Source organism: Shewanella sp. K8, assembly GCF_028823715.1.
Taxonomy (GTDB): domain Bacteria; phylum Pseudomonadota; class Gammaproteobacteria; order Enterobacterales; family Shewanellaceae; genus Shewanella; species Shewanella algae.
In genome coordinates, this window is the sequence record NZ_JAPEHY010000002.1 from 126,387 (window position 1) to 146,871 (window position 20,485).

General features: G+C 54.4%; 16 protein-coding genes. 2 read left to right on the forward strand and 14 right to left on the reverse strand.

Going from position 1 to position 20,485, the window contains the following annotated elements:
* Nucleotides 1–147 precede the first annotated feature (147 nt).
* From ON072_RS02015 to ON072_RS02050, 8 genes are all read right to left on the reverse strand, one after another.
* Nucleotides 148–3,705: an ABC transporter permease/M1 family aminopeptidase gene (locus ON072_RS02015; protein ID WP_208186017.1), complete on the reverse strand. Its 3,558-nt coding sequence runs from the start codon at nt 3,703–3,705 to the stop codon at nt 148–150.
* A 10-nt stretch (nt 3,706–3,715) separates the two neighbouring features.
* Entirely contained in the window at nt 3,716–4,606 is an 891-nt protein-coding gene (locus ON072_RS02020; protein WP_107004578.1) for an ABC transporter ATP-binding protein, read from the reverse strand.
* Between the two features lie 211 nt (nt 4,607–4,817).
* Complete coding sequence (locus ON072_RS02025) at nt 4,818–5,333, reverse strand: rod shape-determining protein (RefSeq protein ID WP_025886653.1); 516 nt, start codon at nt 5,331–5,333, stop codon at nt 4,818–4,820.
* A gap of 25 nt (nt 5,334–5,358) precedes the next feature.
* Nucleotides 5,359–6,423 (reverse strand): 2-alkyl-3-oxoalkanoate reductase, encoded by a 1,065-nt coding sequence (gene oleD / locus ON072_RS02030; RefSeq protein WP_391564778.1) that lies wholly within the window; start codon nt 6,421–6,423, stop codon nt 5,359–5,361.
* A gap of 112 nt (nt 6,424–6,535) precedes the next feature.
* Nucleotides 6,536–8,392 carry a fatty acid CoA ligase family protein gene (locus ON072_RS02035; RefSeq protein WP_261752744.1) on the reverse strand — a complete coding sequence of 619 codons (1,857 nt, stop codon included), beginning with the start codon at nt 8,390–8,392 and terminating at the stop codon, nt 6,536–6,538.
* Nucleotide 8,393: 1 nt separating this feature from the next.
* Nucleotides 8,394–9,380: an alpha/beta fold hydrolase gene (locus tag ON072_RS02040; protein WP_261752745.1), complete on the reverse strand. Its 987-nt coding sequence runs from the start codon at nt 9,378–9,380 to the stop codon at nt 8,394–8,396.
* Between the two features lie 102 nt (nt 9,381–9,482).
* Complete coding sequence (locus ON072_RS02045) at nt 9,483–10,532, reverse strand: 3-oxoacyl-ACP synthase III (protein ID WP_096141333.1); 1,050 nt, start codon at nt 10,530–10,532, stop codon at nt 9,483–9,485.
* 201 nt (nt 10,533–10,733) lie between these two features.
* Nucleotides 10,734–12,077 (reverse strand): class I SAM-dependent methyltransferase, encoded by a 1,344-nt coding sequence (locus ON072_RS02050; protein WP_261752746.1) that lies wholly within the window; start codon nt 12,075–12,077, stop codon nt 10,734–10,736.
* Between the two features lie 493 nt (nt 12,078–12,570).
* On the opposite strand from ON072_RS02050, the gene ON072_RS02055 reads away from it, so the two are divergent.
* Nucleotides 12,571–12,828: a DUF1289 domain-containing protein gene (locus tag ON072_RS02055; protein ID WP_025009817.1), complete on the forward strand. Its 258-nt coding sequence runs from the start codon at nt 12,571–12,573 to the stop codon at nt 12,826–12,828.
* A 90-nt stretch (nt 12,829–12,918) separates the two neighbouring features.
* Here the strand turns inward: ON072_RS02055 and ON072_RS02060 are convergent, their stop codons facing one another.
* The 4 genes from ON072_RS02060 to ON072_RS02075 form a co-directional block, all read right to left on the reverse strand.
* Nucleotides 12,919–14,466: a peptide MFS transporter gene (locus tag ON072_RS02060; RefSeq protein ID WP_028780324.1), complete on the reverse strand. Its 1,548-nt coding sequence runs from the start codon at nt 14,464–14,466 to the stop codon at nt 12,919–12,921.
* A 357-nt stretch (nt 14,467–14,823) separates the two neighbouring features.
* A complete protein-coding gene (locus ON072_RS02065; protein WP_025009816.1) occupies nt 14,824–15,183 on the reverse strand; it encodes a YajD family HNH nuclease in 360 nt (119 codons plus the stop codon).
* 24 nt (nt 15,184–15,207) lie between these two features.
* Entirely contained in the window at nt 15,208–17,193 is a 1,986-nt protein-coding gene (locus tag ON072_RS02070; RefSeq protein ID WP_208125738.1) for a BCCT family transporter, read from the reverse strand.
* A gap of 355 nt (nt 17,194–17,548) precedes the next feature.
* Nucleotides 17,549–18,139: a DUF502 domain-containing protein gene (locus ON072_RS02075; RefSeq protein ID WP_028780326.1), complete on the reverse strand. Its 591-nt coding sequence runs from the start codon at nt 18,137–18,139 to the stop codon at nt 17,549–17,551.
* 189 nt (nt 18,140–18,328) lie between these two features.
* On the opposite strand from ON072_RS02075, the gene ON072_RS02080 reads away from it, so the two are divergent.
* On the forward strand, nt 18,329–18,712 hold the full coding sequence (locus ON072_RS02080; RefSeq protein WP_208125737.1) for a VOC family protein: 384 nt from the start codon (nt 18,329–18,331) through the stop codon (nt 18,710–18,712).
* Nucleotides 18,713–18,913: 201 nt separating this feature from the next.
* On the opposite strand, the gene phoU is transcribed toward ON072_RS02080, so the two are convergent.
* Together phoU and pstB are read right to left on the reverse strand one after the other, a co-directional pair.
* Nucleotides 18,914–19,618 carry a phosphate signaling complex protein PhoU gene (gene phoU / locus ON072_RS02085; protein WP_025886617.1) on the reverse strand — a complete coding sequence of 235 codons (705 nt, stop codon included), beginning with the start codon at nt 19,616–19,618 and terminating at the stop codon, nt 18,914–18,916.
* Between the two features lie 30 nt (nt 19,619–19,648).
* Nucleotides 19,649–20,467, reverse strand: coding sequence for a phosphate ABC transporter ATP-binding protein PstB (gene pstB / locus ON072_RS02090; RefSeq protein ID WP_025009812.1), 819 nt, complete (start codon nt 20,465–20,467; stop codon nt 19,649–19,651).
* Between the last annotated feature and the right edge of the window lie 18 nt (nt 20,468–20,485).

Below are 20,485 nucleotides of genomic sequence, written 5' to 3' on the forward strand. Positions count from 1 at the left end.
CTATAGTCGAGCCCGGAGTGCCGGGGAGATGAATGGCAACCTGCCTGAGACAGTCGCTGAGTTCACTGACAAAGCCCAAATGTAAAAACGCCCCACAAACCTGATTGCGGGGCGTTTTGTCAAATAGCCAAGTAGGCCGTTAAAGGATCAGAGCTTGAAAATATTATCTTCCGAGTCCCGGTCCACCAACTTGATGAAGGGATCAACCCCGACATAGGCAGGTTTTTCGCTCAGTACCAGTTCGAGATGATTCTCTCCGCTCTTGAGCCGATATTTGTGCAGCGACAACACCTGATCATCCTGTTTGAGCTTGTCCGGGTTAACCTTGAAGGCGCCTATATCTATCCACTCGTCCAGCGGTACCTCCTGCTCAGCGCCCTTCTCTGAAGCGACCCGGCGTTGGGCATAGATATCCAGACTGACTTTAAACTGGCCTTCCGGCGTTTCGGTTACCTTGGCCTCGGTCAGACGCAGGTCATAGAGGCTGATTTCAGAGAAGGAGTCCTCAATGAAACGCGCCTCGGCGCCGTCCGTATCCCGCTTCAGATAGCTGAGCAGGTCCAGAGTGGTCGGGAAAGGATCGCCGCGGAACTTGTAGCGCTCAAGGAATGCCTTCAAATTGGCATTGAGCCGTTCTTCACCCAGGCGGTCACGGATCCCCATCATGATCACCGAGCCCTTCTGATAATGGATATAGCCCTGCCCTTCACTGCGCAGTAGCGGTTGCTCGCCCTTGCTTTCCGATGAGCGACCTCGCAGGTAGCGGTCAAGCTCATACTTGAGGAATCGGCGCAGCATCTGCGGGCCATACTTGTGCTCCATCACCATCAGCGCCGAGTATTGTGACAGGCTCTCGGAGATAACCGCACTGCCCTGTACATCGGCAGCGCCAACCTGATGCCCCCACCACTGGTGTGCCACTTCGTGGGCCGTCACATAATAGACGGGGTCAATATTGTCCGAGTTGCGCAGGTCGGTGATAAAGCCGATACGCTCAGAGTAAGGCACAGTGTTGGCAAAACTCTGGGCAAAGGAGCGATAACCGGGAAACTCTACTATACGCAGTTGCTTGTGTTGATAGGGACCAAAAGCCTGGGTGTAATAGTCGATAGAGTCTTTCACCGACTCTATCATTCGCTCCACGTTCCAATAGTGGGCCGAATGGTAGTACACCTCGATCACTATGCCCTTGTACTTCTGCCGGTCCACTTCGAAACGTCCGGAGAGGATCGAATAGAAGTTAACCATGGGGCTATCCATCTTGTAATGGAAGAAGTTGCGACCATTTTCACGCCATTGCCGCTGCAGGTATCCGGGCACCAGTGCCATCTGCTGGCCTGAGGTGGAAACCGTGGCTTCAAAGTCGATAAAGTCGCCGTCTACGCCAAAGAAGTTCTGCCGATAAAAGCGCGTGTCTTCCAGCTTATTGGCTCTTGGTTTGTCTTCAAGACCACGTTTCTCACGCTCGTGGCGATCGCTGAGTTCATAGCCTTCCTGATACCCAAACTGAGGCAGCAGCTCGATATTATTGATAAAGGTGCCGTTTTCGACCACAGACAGATCGAAGTTGGACTCTTCAACCCCTTGGGTTTCCCGAATCAAATGAATGCGGCCGCTGATTTTCTCCCCCGGCGGCAACGGCTTGTCAAACACCAGCCAACTGACATTGAACTTATCGTCAAACTCGCCCAGAGTTGCCCCCGGCAAGGTGATGCTGAGATCTTCCGCGCGGGTGTGGGACGGCAGACTAACCAGCAATTTGCTTATCGGCTTGTCCTGTTTGTTAACCCAATCAAGCTTGATATCTGCCTCGATTCGCCGTGACTCGGGATAGATATCAATGTCGGCCTTGACCGCAGTGGTCGTCAGCACGGGCAAAGACGCATACTGCTTGAATTTCTTCTCATAGTCGGCGCGCAGGTCGGTTTCCTCATCATTGGTATAGTAATGATTGACCACCTTGGTCTGGTAGAAGAGATAGCTGCCGCTGGCAACAAACAGCAGTACCCCAAAGGCCGCCAGCAAGCGTCCCTTGGTCCCCAGCTGACCGCCCAGCAGGGCAAACCTGTGTTTCAGAGACTGTTTCGGCCCCCTGTGATAGAGGCCATAACCCAGCACAAACAGCAGCAGTGAGAAACCGCCCCAATAGAGCATATACAGGCTGTGGCTCAAGAGTCCCCAGCCGTAACCGTTCATATCCGAATAGGCCAGATAAGGAGAAGCGCCGAAGTTGTACAGCGAATGGCCGAATCCCCAACTGGCCATCACAAAGGTCGTCAGGTAGTAGGCGACAAACAGTCCCATACCGGCATACTTGTTCGGGCTGAGCACCTGAAAGAAGAACGCCAGAACCGCCGACATCAGCAGTGGCAACAGATAGTAGAAGCCCAACCTGATGGCGTATTGAGCCAGTTCGAGATTGTACTGCCCCTTGATCAGTTGGAAAGTAATTGTGGTCAGGGTCGCCAACAGGTACAGAAGCGCCATCACCAACACCACAGCCACCAGTTTGGAGGTCCAGAACACCAGATTCGGCACCGGCAGACTGTCGACTATGTCCCCCATTCCGGAGTTGCGCTCACGCCAGACAATCTCGGCGCTGTAGTAGATGAGTACTATCACCATCAGCAAGCCGGTGGCCCCGGCAATATTATCGACCATGTCTTGGGTCAGCGGCCAATTGGAGGTACCGTACCAACCAAAATCACCGAACATGGGTCCGACCAGGTTAAAGACGGTGAGCAGTCCCAAAATCACAAATGGTGCTGTGTAGAGCACCTGGCGGATTTCAAAGCCGACTCGGGCCTTGAACTGTGCCGAAGTAGATGGCGAGCTTGCGCGGCTCAGTTGCTGCAAGGGCTGCAATGCCGGGGTTGCAGACTGCTTGCCGGAGCGTTTGTCCTTCTTGCGAGTAAGTGTTGGTTGGCGCCAGACCTTGGCGACAAGCAGCAAGATGACCGCCAGAGAAAGCCACATGGCGCGGTTGCTGAGCATAACACCGGTCAGCTCCACCAACTGGGTGTTTTTCTCGGCTATGGTCCAGTAACGGGTAACGTCGGCAAAGGTGCGCAGTGCAAAGGGATCCAACATGGCCGCCAGCGTGCGAAACTGGGGCTGACTGGCCAGCTCGCCGGTGAGGTTGTAGATAATAAGCAGTGCTACGGCTGTCAGATACAAACCCATCATGGAGCGAAAACGGCTGGCCATGGCATAAAACAGCGCCGATATCAGCAGCAGGCTCGGCGCGGCCAACAGCAACAAGGGCAGCAGATAATAGCTGAGCCGATTTTCACCGAAACGGCTGGCATCGACCCAAGGCATAAAAGAGCCGAGCCACATCGCCAGCGGCACCATGGAAAACACCGCCATGACCACCAGATAACTGCCGAAAAAACGCCCCAACTGATAGGCCAGCGGAGTCAGCGGTTTGGAATAGATCAGTTCCTCCATCCCGTGCTGCTGGTTGCGCACCGCTGTACTACCGACAAAGTTGACCACGGCAAACATGGAGATAAAGCTCATGATCAGCAGGGTCTGGGCAATGCTGAAGGGGCTGTTCTTCAGCACCTCACCGCCACCACCTATCTGCACATTGTTGGATACAACGGATAGAAAGCTGATTAAAAACAACAGCAAAGAAACAACATAAAAAGATGGCTGCCGCAGATAGTAGCGCCATTCAAAGCGTAACATGGAAACAAACATGGGCAGTTCCTCAGGCAGCCTGAACCGGCTTGCTGTTGCGGTGGCGATACAGGGTGCTGAAATAAAGATCTTCCAACCCCGGCGTTGCCTGAGTAAAACCTTCCGGCGCCGAATCGGCCCAGACATGCAGCACAGTGCGGCCGGCAAACAGGCGTTTGGCAATCACATTGAGCTGTTGTTCAAGCTCGCTGGCCTCGGCCTGGCTGACGGTGCGAGTCCAAATTTTTTGCTCCAAAGAGACCACCAACTCCATGGGATTGCCCTGCAGCAGGATCTGACCACCGGCGAGCACCGCCATATTGGCGCAAAGCTCCGAGACATCTTCCACTATATGGGTCGAGAGGATAATCACCTTCTCTTCCCCCAGGCTCACCAACAAGTTGTGGAAACGGTTGCGCTCCTCAGGATCCAAGCCGGCGGTGGGTTCGTCGACAATCAACAGCTTAGGGTCGCCAAGCAGCGCCTGCGCAATCCCGAAACGTTGACGCATACCGCCGGAAAAACCGCTGACCGCCTTGTTCTTGTGTTGATAAAGGTTGGTGTGTGCCAGTAAGCCATCCACCATCTCACGCCGCTCACCCTTGTTGTTGATCCCTTTGAGAATAGCCAGGTGATCGAGCAAGTCCCAAGCACTGATCCTGGGGTAAACGTTAAAATCCTGCGGCAGATACCCCAGGGTCTGACGCAATTTTTGCGGCTGTTTGAGAATGTCTATGCCGTCGAAACTAATGCTGCCGCTATCGGCACTTTGCAATGCGGCTATGGTGCGCATCAAAGAGGATTTGCCTGCACCGTTGGGGCCGAGCAGACCAAACATCCCTTTGTCTACCTGTAGATTTACATTATCCAGTGCCTTAACACCGTTGTCATAGGTCTTGCTTAGGGCTTCGATACTGAGCATAGTTTCCTCATGCCGGAGAGATAAATGAATACCAAGCTAGCATGATTTAAACATTACAACTTGCAAAATTTGTAACAAAGATTCAAACATTTAACATACTTTGTTCGCTAACGCCGATAACCTTTTGCTGTACAGTTTCTCAGCGGCGCAGAGATGCCGCCAGTGATGGATTGCAATATGTGCGGTACTTTGGTGCAGTACTTTGGCTCGCCTAAAAGGCCTTCACTTGCTGCAGTTTCAACCCATTGAAATCCTGCTGCCCTGTGAGTCTCGGCCCCTGGTAAACCAGGCTGTCTTTTGCGCCGGCAGCAAAGGCAAGTTCCTGCAAGGCGCGCTCTTCTATCATGGTCAGACCGCCGGCATATTCGTCGCTTGGCTGGATGATAAGCAAAGGCGCCTTGGCAAAAAGTTTTCGCGGTAGTACCCGCTTAACCAGCTGTTTGAGCAGGATTTCGGCCAGGTAAAAGTCCGCCAACGGGGTACGGACATGGTCGAATGGATTGAGGCATTTCACTCCCTTGGTCGCGGCCAGTTGCCGCGCTTCATCGCCCACTGCCAACAGCTTGAAACTGCCCTTGTTATCCTGCTGCACTGCCACCTCAGGAATGGTCTCAAGACTGACTTGCCCCAGACTATGGCGACTGTCGGCAAGGGTGAGCCTGATACGTTTGGCGTTGAACTCGATATAAATAAGCGCCGGCTTTGTGCCGGGCAACAGCGACAACATGTTATTTCCTTATGATTTTCCTGAGCTAGTGGCCAAGAGAGCGCCTTAGCTTATTCATCCCCTGCTCCATACTGACGATAACCCTGTAATCCAAGTCGCGCTTGGCGGCTGAGGTGTCGTAGTAGTGGCTGCAGGAAAGCTGTTTGGCGACAAAGCGGGTCATCAGCGGCTCCTGCTTGATAGCCAGCAGTCGGTAAATTCCTTCGAGCATGGCGCCAATGACGTAGGCCAGAGTGGCCGGTACCCGCTTTTCCACCGCGGGTAAGTTGTCACAGGCAAGAATGCTGTCGAGCATGGCCGCCATAGTAAGGGGCTGATCGTTACTGACAAAATAGGCCTTGCCATTGCAGCGGCAAGGTTGAGCCAGCAGGCTCCTGGCCGCGCTCAGGTGGGCAAAGGCGGCATTGTCGATATAAATGGTGTCCACCAACTTATCGTCACGGCCCACCAACTTGAGCCGGCCCTGGCGGCCTCGCTCCAGCACGCGGGGCACCAGATGAGGATCGCCAGGCCCCCAAATCAGGTGCGGCCGAATGGCCACTGTCTTCAAGCCCTCTTTGGCACTGGCCAACACCAACTCTTCCGCTTCCGACTTGGAGGCGCCGTAATGGTTGAGATAACGCCTGGCGTAGGGAACCGACTCATCGATACCGGCCTCATCCTTGCCATCGAAAGTGACACTCGGCGTGCTGGTATAGACCAGATAACCAATCCCCAATTCACGGGCGCAGGCGATGATGTTTTCGGTCCCCAACACATTGGGGCGAAAATAGCTTGCTCTGCTGCCCCAGACTCCGGCCTTGGAGGCAACGTGAAAGATAAGCTCACAGCCACCGAGGGCTTGTTTCAGTGCCTGCTTGTCGCATATATCGGCGCGCACCATGGTGGCGCCCATGGCCTCGAGCGCCGGATAATGGCCCCTGGCCACCCCCACTACCTGAATACCGGCGGCCAGCAGCGGCCGACATATGGCCTGCCCCAAAAAGCCTCCGGCGCCTGTCACCAACACCCGCTTGACTCGGGTCGCGAGTTCCCGGGCCAGCGCCAACAGCTCGGGATGAAGTTCATCATGCCCGGTTTCTTGTGACAAAACCGCTGTCTCTTGTGACAAAGCCGCGGGCAAATCCTGCGACGAGGCTATTGACTCAGGTGATTGAGATTGTGGTGCAAATGTGGCCATAGTGTGTTTCTGTCTCTGTTATCTATTTTGGCTTCCAGCCGTTTCCATCCAACTGTTTTTGCGCCCAAACGGCAAGTTGCTCGCGGAATATCTTGGCATTGTGGCGCACATCCATGGGAAATCCCGGATGCAACATAAAATGCCTGATGCCTCGGGTCAGTGGCTGCTTGTCGGCAAGTGCCTGCAACTCGGTAAACAGATGTTGCTGTTCGGCTGGCGACAGGGATTGCTCAAGCTCGATGCAGATAAGCGGCGCTTTTTCGGGCACTGTGCTATCAAGAGAAGTGCTATCAAGGAAAGTGCTATCAGGGCCAGCAGTAAAAGAGAAAGCGCTCTCTTGGACTGTCCCCCCGCCGCCACGCTTATTCTGCATCAGTTCAACGCCAACCAGGGCCGAACGTTTAACCTGAGGATGGGTATTGAAAATCCGCTCACAGGGAATGGACAGATAGCGCTTTTGCAGCTCACCGTCCTTAATGACATCCACTCTGTGGGCCTTGCGGCCACACATCCATAAACGGCCCTCGGCATCTAGATAACCGAGATCGCCCATCCGGTGCAGTTGCCGGCCTTCATAGGCAATCTTGGCCTGTTTGTTGGCGCCTTCACGGCGATAGTAGCTCTGGTTGACCACAGCGCCGTCAACGACGATTTCGCCTATCTCCCCCGTCGCCAACTCGAGAGTTGGCGACCAGCTGTCGATGGCCTCTTCACTGATCCCTATGATACTGACCCTTATTCCGGATACCGGCTTACCGACACAGATGCCGCCGCCCTTGTCGGTCATGGCGGCGGTAGCGCCAAGCGCCTTGCTGCCAATCATGGAAACAGGCAGGGATTCGGTGGCGCCATAGGAGTTGAGCACTTCGACATCCTCGGCCAACATGGCGGAGAAACGCGCTATCGCCTTGGGGTCGGCCGGTGCGCCGGCGGATATCACCCGCTTCAGGCTGTGCAGCCGGCGCCCGTTTCCGCCGCGTCCCAAACGGTCGAGCAAGGCGGGATTCACAAACATATTGCTGCAGGCATAGTGCTCTATGGCGGCAAACAGGTTTTCCGGTCTGGCGGTTATCGGTTTGCTGGCATCCATTTCAGGCACTATCGATGCCATCCCCAGCGCCGGTCCAAAGAGAGCAAATAGCGGGAAGGTCGACAGATCCCGCTCGCCGGGACGAATGCCATAGTCATTTCGCAGCGCAGTTATCTGCGCCTCAAACATGCCGTGGCTGTAGACCACGCCTTTGGGAGTGCCGGTGCTGCCACTGGTAAACAAGATGGCCGCCATCTGCTGCGCGCCGAGCTGCGCCATGGGAAATGTGACTGACTCAGGTGCCCTGGCCAACAAACGGCTGACACTGCTGCCCCCCCAAGGAGGGTTACGGCCAAGAAAGCCTTCACCTGCCGTCAGCAACAAGCGGATACTGGGTTTGCCCCAACCGAACAGCAATCTGGCCACATGGGCCTTGGGGATCCCGATAAAGGCGTCGGGCTCGGCTTCCGCCAGACATTGCTTGAGCTTGGCGATCCCCATACCTGGGTCCACCATCACAGGGATAATCCCTGCCTTGAACAGGGCAAAGGTAAGCACAAAAAACTCTATCCCCGGAGTCACCATAAGCACGGCTTTCATCCCGGGCTTGAAGCCATAGTCGAGCAAGACCCCGGCAAGCCGATCGCTGTCGCTGTCCAGGGTCTTGAAATCAAGCTCCTGGTAACTGAACTTGCCAGCGCGGCGGCGCTGCACGGCAACCGCCAGGTCCTCGCTCTGACTAATGGCCGCCTGCTTCAGGTGGCGACACAGGTTGTGCCCCTTGGCGGAGTTTGCCTCTGGGGCCGGTTCATTGGCAGCCGCTTGCGAGTCTTCGGCGGGTGGGAGCATCTCAGTCAGTGCTCCCGGCTGGGGTGATTTCCGCCGATGCCTTTTCTCTAGGGTTAGATGTTTGTTCGCCGGCGCTTTGAGCCACGGCCGTTTCAGCGATAAAGCGGCGAATATGGGCTATCACCTCATCACTGGCGTCTTCAAGAATATAATGGCCGCAGTCGGCAAAGGCGTGCAACTCGGCTTTGGGCAGGCGCTGCTGCCAACCTTCAAGGAAGTGCCGGTCAAAGACAAAGTCCTTGAGGCCCCAAAGAATAATGGTCGGCACTTGGGTAAACTGCTGCAAACTGGCATCAATCGACTGCACCAAGTCCCAGTTTCTGTCACCGGGCTTGAGCGGAATATCCTGTACAAACCTCAAAGTCGAGATTCGATTTTGCCAGGAGTTGAATGGTGCCACATAGGCACGGCGCACATCCGCGGCCATGGGCGCACGTTTGACCCCCACATAGGAAGCAGCGGACGAGAAGGCATTGAAGCCCCGCACCAGCAGGGTGCCAAGCGCGGTATCGCGGCAGATTTTCAGCGCCAGCGGCAAGGGCTTGCTCTTTGGCAAACCGAAGGCGGCGGTATTGAGCAGCACCAGGCGTTTAATCCGCTCGGGATAGCGGGCGGCATAGCCCATGCCTATCATGCCGCCCCAGTCATGCAGCACCAGTGTGATATTGCTGCGAATATCCAGACTGTCCAGCAGTGCTTCCAGATCGTCGATACGCTGCGCCAGCGTATAGTCATAGGCATCATCGCCCGGTTTGTCGGACAAGCCGCAACCGATATGATCCGGCACCACACATTCATATTGGTCGCTTAACGCCTGCACCAGGTTTCGGTAGTAAAAAGACCAGCTGGGGTTACCGTGCACCATCACCACGGCATCGGGGCGTTGGCCGTTAATCCCGGCAGGCTTTTCATGCACATAATGCAGTTTGTGGCCGCCGAGCGTGATGAAATGACGCTTGAACGGGAAGAGTGTATCTAGGGTGGCCATTGGCTATCCTGTTGTTAATTTTGGTTATTTAGGCACTATTCGAATGGGCCCTGTCGAATGGACACTGTCAAGTGGGCATTGTCTAAAGCCTGTATCAAGGGCTTACCAGCGCAGCCCCAGCATCATGCAGTTGAGTCCCGAGCCTATGCCAAGAAAGCTCACCCGGTCGCCTGCCTGCAAAAAGCCTTCACCGTGGGCCAGCGCCGCCGACACAGGCAAAGAGACAGTGCCCATATTGCCAAGGCGGGCAAAGGTGGGAAACTCTTTGTGCTCGGCAATGCCCAGGGCGCCCAGTACTTGCTTACGGTTGGCAGCCCCCACCTGATGACAGATGACCTTATCCACCTGTCCGGCAAGCCACTGGCGCTGCTGCAAAAACTGCTCCCAGGTCTGGCGTGCCAGCTCGACCCCCTCCTTCAGAAGGGCAACGGCATCTGTGCGCATCACCTCGCGGTAGAGGCGGTTACCGACCTCGACAAAGCCCCACTGACACATCTGATGATGCTCCGGCGCCGCCAACTGACTGGCACCGAGCAGCTGATGCTTGCGGGAGGTGGTAAGCGGCAAGCTGCCATCGGTGAGGATAACGGCCACGGCACCTGAGCCGCCGGTCAGGGTGGCCAGAGACGCCGCAAAGTTTGCCATGCTGGGTTCGGCCAGCATCTGCTCTATGGACGCCTCGACTATCTCCCGGGATGATTCACAGGACACCACCATACCGGCGCGGATCTGCCCCAGTTCAATACGGTTAGCCACATCCAGAATACCGGACAGGACTCCCAGGCAGGCGTTGCTGATATCAAAAACGGCGCAGTCGCGCCCGATACCTATGGCAGAAGCCACAGCGCAGGCCGTGGCCGGCTCATGCTGGTCACGGCACACGCCGGTGTAAACCAAGGCGCCAAGCGCTTTGGGATCCAGCCCAGTCTCGGCCAGCGCCTTTTGGGCGGCGCACACTGCGCCTTGGGAAACCTTGAAGCCCTTGGGCCACCAACGACGCTCCTCAATGCCTGTCAGGGCAGCGAGTTGCCCAATGGGGATACGAAACTTTTGATAAAGCGGCGCAAGCCGGGATTCCAACTCGCGGCTGGACACCATTTCCGGCGCCAACTCATAAGCCAGACTATTGATATACACACGGGAATAATTCATGAAAAGCCAATCGCTCTCTCGGGCGCTCTGTGCCCTTGTTATCTTTTGGGGTCGTGATAATTAAGTCTTATGCCCCAGGCTGGCGTCATTTGACCAAGAAACGCCGGGGTATTCAATAAAAAACGCATTAAGCCGGTACTTGGCGCCGACTAATTCCCCGCTTGAGAGACATCTCTGTCCAAGCGGGCCTTGTTGTTTCATTTATCGGCTACCAGGCAACCAGGCATGGATTAAGGCGTTGCGCGGCGTGGTGGCCTGCTCACAAAAGGCGCCTAGCTGCACCCGGTAACCGGCCTCCAACAGAAAACATACCCTATCGAGCAGCAGATACCGTTCAATAACCGGCCGAAACAGATGTGCCGCCAAGTCAATACGGGCGGTTAATCTGCGCCTTTGCTCCCCCAAGCGCTGATAGGCGGCAAAATCCACCGCCTCAGGCAATAGCACTCCCTTTTGCACCACGGCCCAAAGACAGAAGTCCTTGAAGCTGCCGGACAGCTGACTCTGCCGTACCGCAGGCAGTGGCAGATAAGTGTCCTGAGCACGCACTTCACGCTGCAGACTATCGAATCCGAGCCGCCAACTGACCTCTTTGATCCTGTCGGCGCGCGCCTTTTGATTGGCAATAACACTGTGATTAAGCGGCAGTTGCAGCGCCGTCTTATCCAGTCGCAGCGCCTGCTCTTGGGCACTTTGACTCAAGGGAGTGATATTGCCGGAGGGCAAGAGGTGATAACAACAAGGGGAAACCGAGACCACAGCGGTACCACTTGCAACCGCGCGGCGCAGCAGCGTCAGGTGCAGCTCGCCGCAGGCATGCAGCGCAATGGCATGCTGCTTGGGCTTGAGATAACAAGGCTCGGCGGCAAAGGCATCGGCACAGACAAATTGCTGCGGCAAGTTACGTTTTTTTGCCGCTAGCTCGCCGGCTTCGCACAAAGATGCTTGCCACTCCAGGCTCAATACCGCCTTGCCGCTCAAGGCGCTGAGCAGGCGCCCGAGATGCCCTTTTCCGGCGCACCACTCCAATAAAGGAAAGGGGTTGTTATGGGTGGCGATGGTATTGGCAAAGCGGCTTATCTGCTGCCATTTTCGGCCCTTTATACCGGCACTGAGCCGGGCCTCGGTTGACGCGCAGAGCTTAGGTTGGCCATTATCCTTTTCAGGTGCCGGATAATCAAAGAGGTGCCAGGCAAAGTGTCTCTTGTCCCACAGGGCCAATTCCTGCTCGCTCAAGTCTGCAACCAAGGCCGGCCAGAGGGTTGCCAACAACAATGACTGACTGGCATCCACAGTCTCGAGCGCATCGTCATCAATAGCCCAGAGCGCTGCGGCCAGCTTGGCAAAGCGCTGCTGCCAGGGAAGCTTGTGGTGCTCGAAACTCCTGACACTCCAAAGCGCGCGGCTTGAGAGCAACAACTGACTGAGCTGTCGAAGCTCTGCTTTCACCTCGGGCAAGCTGCAATCAACTGCCGTCAGCCGGGTTTCAACCCTGCCGGCCACTGGCTCGGCTTGCCGGGGGGAATTCTGTTGGCAGTCACACATTTTACTGGCCCGATTAACTTAAAGGGGTCGCATTATAGCCCCTGGTTGCCTTTGAGGAAAATAGCGCCACCCAAGCAGGAAACAGGGGGCAAAGCCTGCGAAAAAGCTGGGGTTGAGTCTCCCGCTTGCTGATAGCTTTACAGCTAAGGGGAAAAGCCAGCAGTAGGGACTAATTCACATAACAAATTGATTAGGAGTGGATTATTGTTTCAATAAACTATGCCTAAAGCCCGAGTCATCATCTTTCCTGGCGGCTTGGCAACGAAAGCTGCCGCCGCAATTTTCAGGTATAAATCCGCTCAAAGCTGTTACCTTTGCACCTGCCGTAATAGACTGGTGTACCCAAGCTGACAAAACAATCGAACGAACTCAATCTAACGAACTCAATCTAACGAAATGGTCGAGTGAAATTGGTCGAGCGAAATCAATCGCGCCAATTCATGGCGCTACACTCCGCCGCTGAACAGAATATTGATAAGAAGGATGTTGAATGATCCAATCTCCCTGCGTGGCGCGCTGCGGCCTCAATGAAGACGACTTTTGTATGGGCTGCCTGCGCCATATAGATGAAATCGTCAATTGGAGCCGTTGCCCGGATGAAGAGAAACGCGCCATTATTGCCAAACTCCCGGAGCGAAAACGCGCCTTTTCGGGCATGGAAAACAGCGGCATTATCAGCAGAGCCAAATACCTCGAGGCAGAGGCCAGGCTTGGGCGCAGCGACAAGAGCAAAGCAAGTAAAAAAGAGTGATACAGCTTTAAGCGTTCAAGGCAACCAATCCTTCAATAAAGAAAAAGACCGCAATCGCGGTCTTTTTGGAATTTATGGATCACTCAGTCATTACTGCTCTGAGCTGACATTCCCAAGGGAACTGGCGGCACCGCCATTACCGTTGTGGGAATGGTGAGTTTCTGTGAGGCGACGCATCAGCGGCAATACTGCCAGCGCGATAAAGGTACAAACCAGCGCCGCTATCCCCAACTTGTTGAACAAGCTGGTGTAGATGGGCAGAGTCTCAAGCGGATCGGTTATGTTCTTCGGCACACTGGCGAAGTTGGCCACCACACCACCCAGATACTGAGAGATGCCCGAGGCGACAAAGTAAGCCCCCATCATAAAGCCCCCCATGCGCTCAGGTACGTAACGGGCAATCATAGCCAAGCCCAAACCACTGACCAGCAGCTCACCGAGTGAGTATGCGCCATAACCCCAGATCATCACCCAGGAAGAGGTCTTGCCATCGACGGCGAACATACCGGCAAAGCTGTAGATGAAGAAACCCAGCGCCACTACGGCAAAGCCCAGTGCGAACTTGGCGGCGATGGAAATATCCTTGTTGTTACGTCCGGCAGAGGCATAAACCCAGGCCAGCACAGGACTGAGCAACATGATCCAGATAGGGTTCAAGGCCTGGAACTGCGCCGGTGACCAGGTCCACAGATCGATACCAAAGGCCTGGAAGTTCCAGTCGACGTTACGCAGGGCAAACAGCGCCAGCGAGGTAGACATCTGTTGGTAAAATACAAAGAAGAATACAGTTTGTACCGTCAGAACCAAGGCGGCTATCAAACCGGCCCGTTCACTGGTTTCACTGTTTTTAATCAAGTAGATAAAGATACCGAGTACGGCAGCACCAGCGGTGTAAACAAAGGCGCGGGCCACATCTTCATATTCGAGGATAAAGGCTGAAGCCACTACAGACAGAGCCGCCAGGCCGAGTACCGCAAACAGCTTATTCATTTCCACCGGACGGGTATCCGGCTCTGAGCCATAGTTGGCCAGAGTCTTACGCATCATGGCGTAGTTACCCAAGCCTACCAGTAGACCCACGCAGCAGACGGCAAAAGCCGCATGCCAGCCAAATTCATTGCCATAGTTGGCGTTGACGTAATCTTTAATCCAGGGAGTCAACAACATGGAGAAGGTGGAACCTACGTTCACCGCCATGTAGTAAATGGTAAAGGCGCTGTCTATCTTGGAGTCGTCCCCTTCATAGATTTTGCGCACCAGGTTACCGGCATTGGGTTTGAACAAACCGTTACCGACAACGATTACCCCAAGGGCCGAAAACAGGAACCAGGTGTTTTCGGTCGGCACTGTCATCAAGGCATAACCCAATGACAGAATGCCGGCACCTAGCAACATGGTGCGCTTGGTACCGAGAATTTTATCCCCGACCCAGCCACCAATCGCCGGCGACACATAAATCAATGCGGCACAGGCACTCCATACCAGGTTGGCGCGACTGTCCTCAAACCCTAGACGCTGTACCATGAAGTACACGATAAGCGCCTGCATACCGTAATAACCGAAACGTTCCCATAGCTCGATAAGTGACACAGTCATAAAAGAATGCGTCTTGCTTACCTTAGGAGACCCTAATGTCATTTTGCTTGCTTCCATCTTGATTTGAAATAATTGTCAGACGAGTATAAGACTGCTGGCCGCACAATCCAACGCAAACTCTGGGGCAAAACACACTTTGTCGCAATTCTCCTACTCAGCTCAAATTCCATTGGCGAATTTTTCAACAAAACACTTACCTTCAGTGGGGAAAACGGAGCAAACCCTGCTGCCACAGGGGTTTCCACTAATTAATGAGAATTTTTATCAGTTCCAAAATCACCACCAAGGCGACTTGAAAACAGCATTTATCAGCGCCTATGACATAAAAAAACCGTCCTTGAATGGACGGTTTTTGCATTGAATGGCTTAAGCCTTATCAGGCCTTCCCAAAAGAAGCGGTCAATCTTTGGCCGCCATTCTCGCCTTGAGATCGGCAAAAGGATTAAAGGTGGCCGGCGCCTGTTTGGCTTCACTGGTGTCGCCGTACTGCACCAGTTCTTCAAACCTGGAGTGCTCGTTGTCATGGCAGTAGAGACACAACAGCTCCCAGTTGGAACCATCTGAAGGGTTGTTGTCGTGATTGTGATCTCTGTGATGCACAGTCAACTCACGCAAGTTCTTGTGGGTAAACTCCCTGGCACAGCGGCCACAGACCCAGGGATAAAGCTTGAGTGCCTGCTCCCGATAGCCTTTTTCACGACTCGCCTGATATTCACGGGCCTGCGCCAGCACCCGATCCAATTTACTCTGTTCTGCCATCTTTCTTTTCCGGTGAACGAGCCCTTAAGGGCCCTCTACATATTCTGCGCTGGACAGATGCAGATAATGCAGGTGCTTCTCATACTGAGTCACCACATCTGCCTGGATCTGCTCTTCCGTATAACCCATAACATCATAATACTGTCCGCCGTGTTCGAGGAAGACTTCAACCCGGAAGTAGTTATTTTGTGACTCATCCTCAGCTTCTGCCTGAGTCTGATGAGTCACAGGCAGCGTAAAGGCGCGGATCCGCAAGCCATAGACAAAGGTCTGCACCTCTTCATTTTCGATGACCAACCTCACCCTGTCTTCATCGTACTGGAGATCGGCATTGATACCGCGGGACAAGAAGCCCTGAGAGACCTTGGACAGCGCCGGTGTCGCCACGTTGTCGACAAAGCGCCGCGCCTGCTCGTAGGAGGGATGCGACACCAACACATCTATCCTGTCTTCCCAGGACACGCTGGTTCTGGCGTACTGCACACTGGTGGTATGCAGCTGCACGCTGTTGATTTTGAGCCAGTCATCCTGCAACGCCTTGAACAGGCCAAAGCAGATAAGCAGCATCACCAACAAGAACGGCATGGCACTGGCAATCGCTGCCGTTTGCAGCGCCTGCAAGCCACCTGCGAGCAGCAGCACAGAGGCAACCACACCTTGCATCAGGGCCCAGAAGATCCGCTGCCATACAGGCGCATCGGCATCGCCGCCTGAGGTCAGGTTATCGATCACCAAAGAGCCTGAGTCAGACGAGGTCACAAAGAAGGTCACCACCAGACACACAGCGATGACTGACAGCAGATTGGAAAGCGGCAAGTGCTCGAAGAAGGTAAACAGGGCGACTGACACATCGGTAGAAACCGCGGTAGCCAGATATTCGGCGCCATGGTTCATGATGGCATCTATCGCCGAGTTACCGAAAACCGTCATCCACAGGAAGGTGAAACCACTGGGAACAAATAAGATCCCCACCAGGAACTCACGAATGGTGCGGCCGCGGGAGACCCGGGCGATAAAGGTACCGACAAAAGGTGACCAGGAGATCCACCAGCCCCAGTAGAGTAGAGTCCAGCCACCGAGCCAGTCATTCTTCTGCTCGTAGGCATAGAGGTTAAAGGTCTTGCTCACCAGCTCACTCAAATAGCTGCCGGTGTTTTGCACGAAAGACTGCAGCAGAGCAACCGTTGGACCAAACAGCAGTACTATCATCATCAGCACAAAAGCCAGCCCGAGGTTAAGCTCACTTAAACGCTTCACCCCTTTATCCAGGCCGGAAAACACAGAGCCGGTGGCGATAAGAGTGATACCTATGATCAGTGCCACCTGCACAGTGCTGCTGATAGGGAAAGAATCACCCAACAGATAGTTGAGTCCCGAGTTAACCTGCAATACCCCGAAGCCCAATGAGGTAGCCACACCAAACATAGTGCCCAGCACGGCAAAGGTGTCGACGCAGTGGCCTATGGGACCATAAATACGTTCACCAATCAGAGGATAAAGGGCACTTCTTGGCAGCAGCGGCAGCTTATGCCGATAGCTGAAATAGGCCAGACTCAAGGCCACTACCGCATAGATGGCCCAGGCGTGAATACCCCAGTGGAAGAAGGTGATCTTCATCGCCTCTTTGGCGGCTTCAACTGTCTGGGGATCCGCATCCGGCGGTGCCAGATAGTGCATCACAGGTTCACCAACCCCAAAGAACATCAAGCCTATGCCCATACCGGCAGAGAATAGCATGGCAATCCAGCTCTTGTAGCTGTAATCCGGCTCGGCATGATCCGGCCCAAGCTTGATATCACCGAAGCGACTCACCATCACAAAGATGATGAATACCAGAAAAATGGCCACGCCCATGATATAGAGCCAGCCGGCCTTCAACTCCAGCCAGGATTGAGCTGACTTAAATAGCTCCTGCGCTTCATTCGGCCAGACGGCACACACCAACACCATGAAGGCGATACAGATCACTGACGAAAAAAACACCGGAGGATTAATACTCGACTTAATCAAATTTTGCGCTCCTTTTTACGGATAAAACTGCGCTGCCTGCGATCAAGTTCCTAAGTTACCGCTGAACTCGGCCGGGGACAACGCTTATCCAAAGCCACACCAAAAGCTTATCGGGTGTTTATGTGCAGTATGTGACACCCTTCCGCGGACAAGCTCTCGGCTTGATAAAAATGGAAGAGATAGGACCCACCGGGATCAAAGTGTTGGCGGGACAGACAAGATTACCGTGGCATATTGAATGGCAATCGACTCGGACACAAACTGCTACTTTTGGCAACAATCGGCGCTGATTATACACAAAAACGGACAAAATGGGGAGTCTCTGGCGACTCCCGCTCACAGAATCAGCCTTTTCCTACTCGCCGCTCTTGGGGGTTTGTGAAATACCCGCGGTCAGATTAAAGCGCATCGCCTCCTCGAATGACCAATCCACCATGATCAAGTCCTCTCGTTTGACCAGGCTGGTGACCCCGGCCATCTGATAGGAAAGTTGAAACAGCACAGGCACCCAGTCCCCTTCGGGCAAGGCATCGAGCAGCGGTTGAGGCGGCTTGTCCGTCATAATAAAGCCGACCACAAAACCGCCGTTTGCCTGGCGCACCAATACTGTTTGCTGCGACTTGGGCTTACTGCCATCTCGGTTCATCAAAGAAGCAATATCGCGAATACTGCCATAGACAGACTTGAACAGGGGAAAGCGCATCAACTGCCGTTCAATCCAGCTCCAGAGCCAAACGATGGGGCTGACGGAAAACAGTAAACCGGCAACAAATACCAAGGCTGTGACCAATATAAAACCGGCTCCGGTAAATACAGTGTCCATGCCCACCAGAGAGAAGAGTAACTTGCCCAGGCTGTCGAGAGATTCAAACAGGGACCAGAACAGCCAGAGACTAAGCGCCATGGGCAGCAGATTAAGCAAGCCGCGGATCAGGGTTTGTTTCATTGAATTCCTCTTGATATTTAAGACTGTATAGGGCGCAGGACAGAGGCTCAAAGGAAGGTTTCTCGGCTGCCCCTTCCCCAACAGGCGCTCAACTCTGTATCCTGACAGAGACGCAAATCGATAGCAAAATGTTGTGCATTACCCCGGGAGGCCGCAGGGTCTCCCGGGTGCGACAAGGAGAATAACAGCATGCGCGTAACCCGACTGGATCACCTGGTGTTAACCGTCCGCGACATAGAGCAGAGTGTCGCCTTCTACCAAAAACTGGGCATGAAACGCCAAACCTTTGCCGATAACAGAACGGCGCTGCAATTTGGCGATCAGAAAATCAACCTGCACCAGCTTGGCCGCGAATATTACCCCAATGCCGCCAAAGCCCAAAGTGGTTCGGCGGACTTGTGCTTTATCACCTGTGGTTCACTCGAGGATGTTATGGCGCATCTCAATGCCATGGGTATCGACATCGAAGAGGGCCCCATCGCCCGTACCGGCGCCACCGGCCCGATAGACTCAGTCTATATTCGCGATCCTGACGGCAACCTGATCGAGCTGGCAGAATACCGCGTTGACTAGGCTGGGCTTTGACGAGACTGCTTTGACTAAGTCCCCGTTGACTAAGTCCTATGTTGACCAAGTTCTCTGTTGACCAAGTATTCCGTTGACCAAGAGCTCCGTTGACCGGGCGGTGCAGCTAACCGAGCTGCACCAGCCTGCACTGGCACAAAAAAGCCGCTTGAATGCAAGCGGCTTTCTCTAAGGCTCGCGGATAAGAGCTTAAAGCTCTTTTTCCATCTCCTCGTAGGAGACATGGCGTACGTCTTTGCCCTTGACGTAGTAAATCACGTACTCACAGATGTTTTTGCAGCGGTCCCCTACCCGCTCAACCGCGCGGGCAGCCCAGAGCACATCCAGCACACCTGGGATAGAGCGGGGATCTTCCATCATGTAAGTCATCAACTGGCGAATGATGCCTTCATATTCCTTGTCCAGCTTGGCATCTTCCTTGTGCAGCTCCAGCGCCGAGTCGGCGTCCATCCGCGCCAATGCATCCAGGGTCGAGTGCAACATACGGGTGGCATGGCGCCCCATGGACTCAATACTGACCAGCAGCGGCTGCTGATTATTGCTGCGCTTCTCCTGTGCCGCCTTGGCGATACGCACACAGGCATCACCGATGCGCTCAAGATCGGCAATCGTCTTGGAGATGGCTATCACCAGACGCAAGTCGCTGGCCGCCGGCTGACGCTTGGCAATGATACGGGTACACTCTTCATCTATCATCACCTCCATGCCGTTGACCTTGTGATCGCCCTCGATCACCTTCTGCGCTAACTCGGTATCCAGGCTGCCCAGGGCATCCAGCGCCTGTTCCAACTGCCGCTCCACCATGCCGCCCATGGCCAGCACCCGGTTGCGGATATCTTCCAGCTCGGCATTGAACTGGCCTGAGATATGTTTATTCAGGTTCTTGTTTTCCATTTGCTTCCCCTTGCTCGGACGCAGCGTTTATCAACCGTAGCGGCCGGTAATATAATCTTCGGTCTTACTCTGTTTTGGCGTAGTAAAGATAGTGTTGGTATCCGAGTACTCAATCAGCTCGCCCATATACATAAAGGCAGTCTGATCCGACACCCTGGCCGCCTGCTGCATGTTGTGGGTCACTATCACCACAGTGTACTTGGACTTGAGCTCTGTGATCAGCTCTTCGATAGTCAGGGTCGAGATAGGATCCAGTGCCGAAGTCGGCTCATCGAGCAGCAAGACTTCAGGCTCAATGGCTATCGCCCGGGCAATCACCAGACGCTGCTGCTGACCACCGGACAACCCGAAGGCGTTGTCATGCAGCCTGTCTTTCACCTCGTCCCAGATGGCGGCGCCGCGCAGTGAACGCTCACAGGCTTCATCCAGCTCACGGCGGTTACTCACGCCCTGCAGGCGCAGGCCATAGACGACATTTTCATAAATGGACTTGGGGAAAGGATTAGGGCGCTGGAACACCATGCCCACATTGCGTCTCAGCGCCGCGACATCCACTTTCTTGTCGTAGATGTTTTGACCATGGAGCAAGATTTCCCCGTCGATATGGCAGTTATCCACCAGATCGTTCATCCGGTTGATACAGCGCAGCAAGGTGGACTTACCGCAACCACTGGGGCCGATGAAGGCGGTGACCTTCTTCTTGGGGATCTTCATGGAAACATCAAACAGCGCCTGCTTGTCACCATAGCGCAAATCCAGGTTACGGATCTCCAGCGCCGTCTCTTCGGCAGGCAGGTTCGCCAGATCCAGCGTCTCAGTATTCATTACCGATGAGTCTATCGAAATCATATTCTGTCCTATCACTTC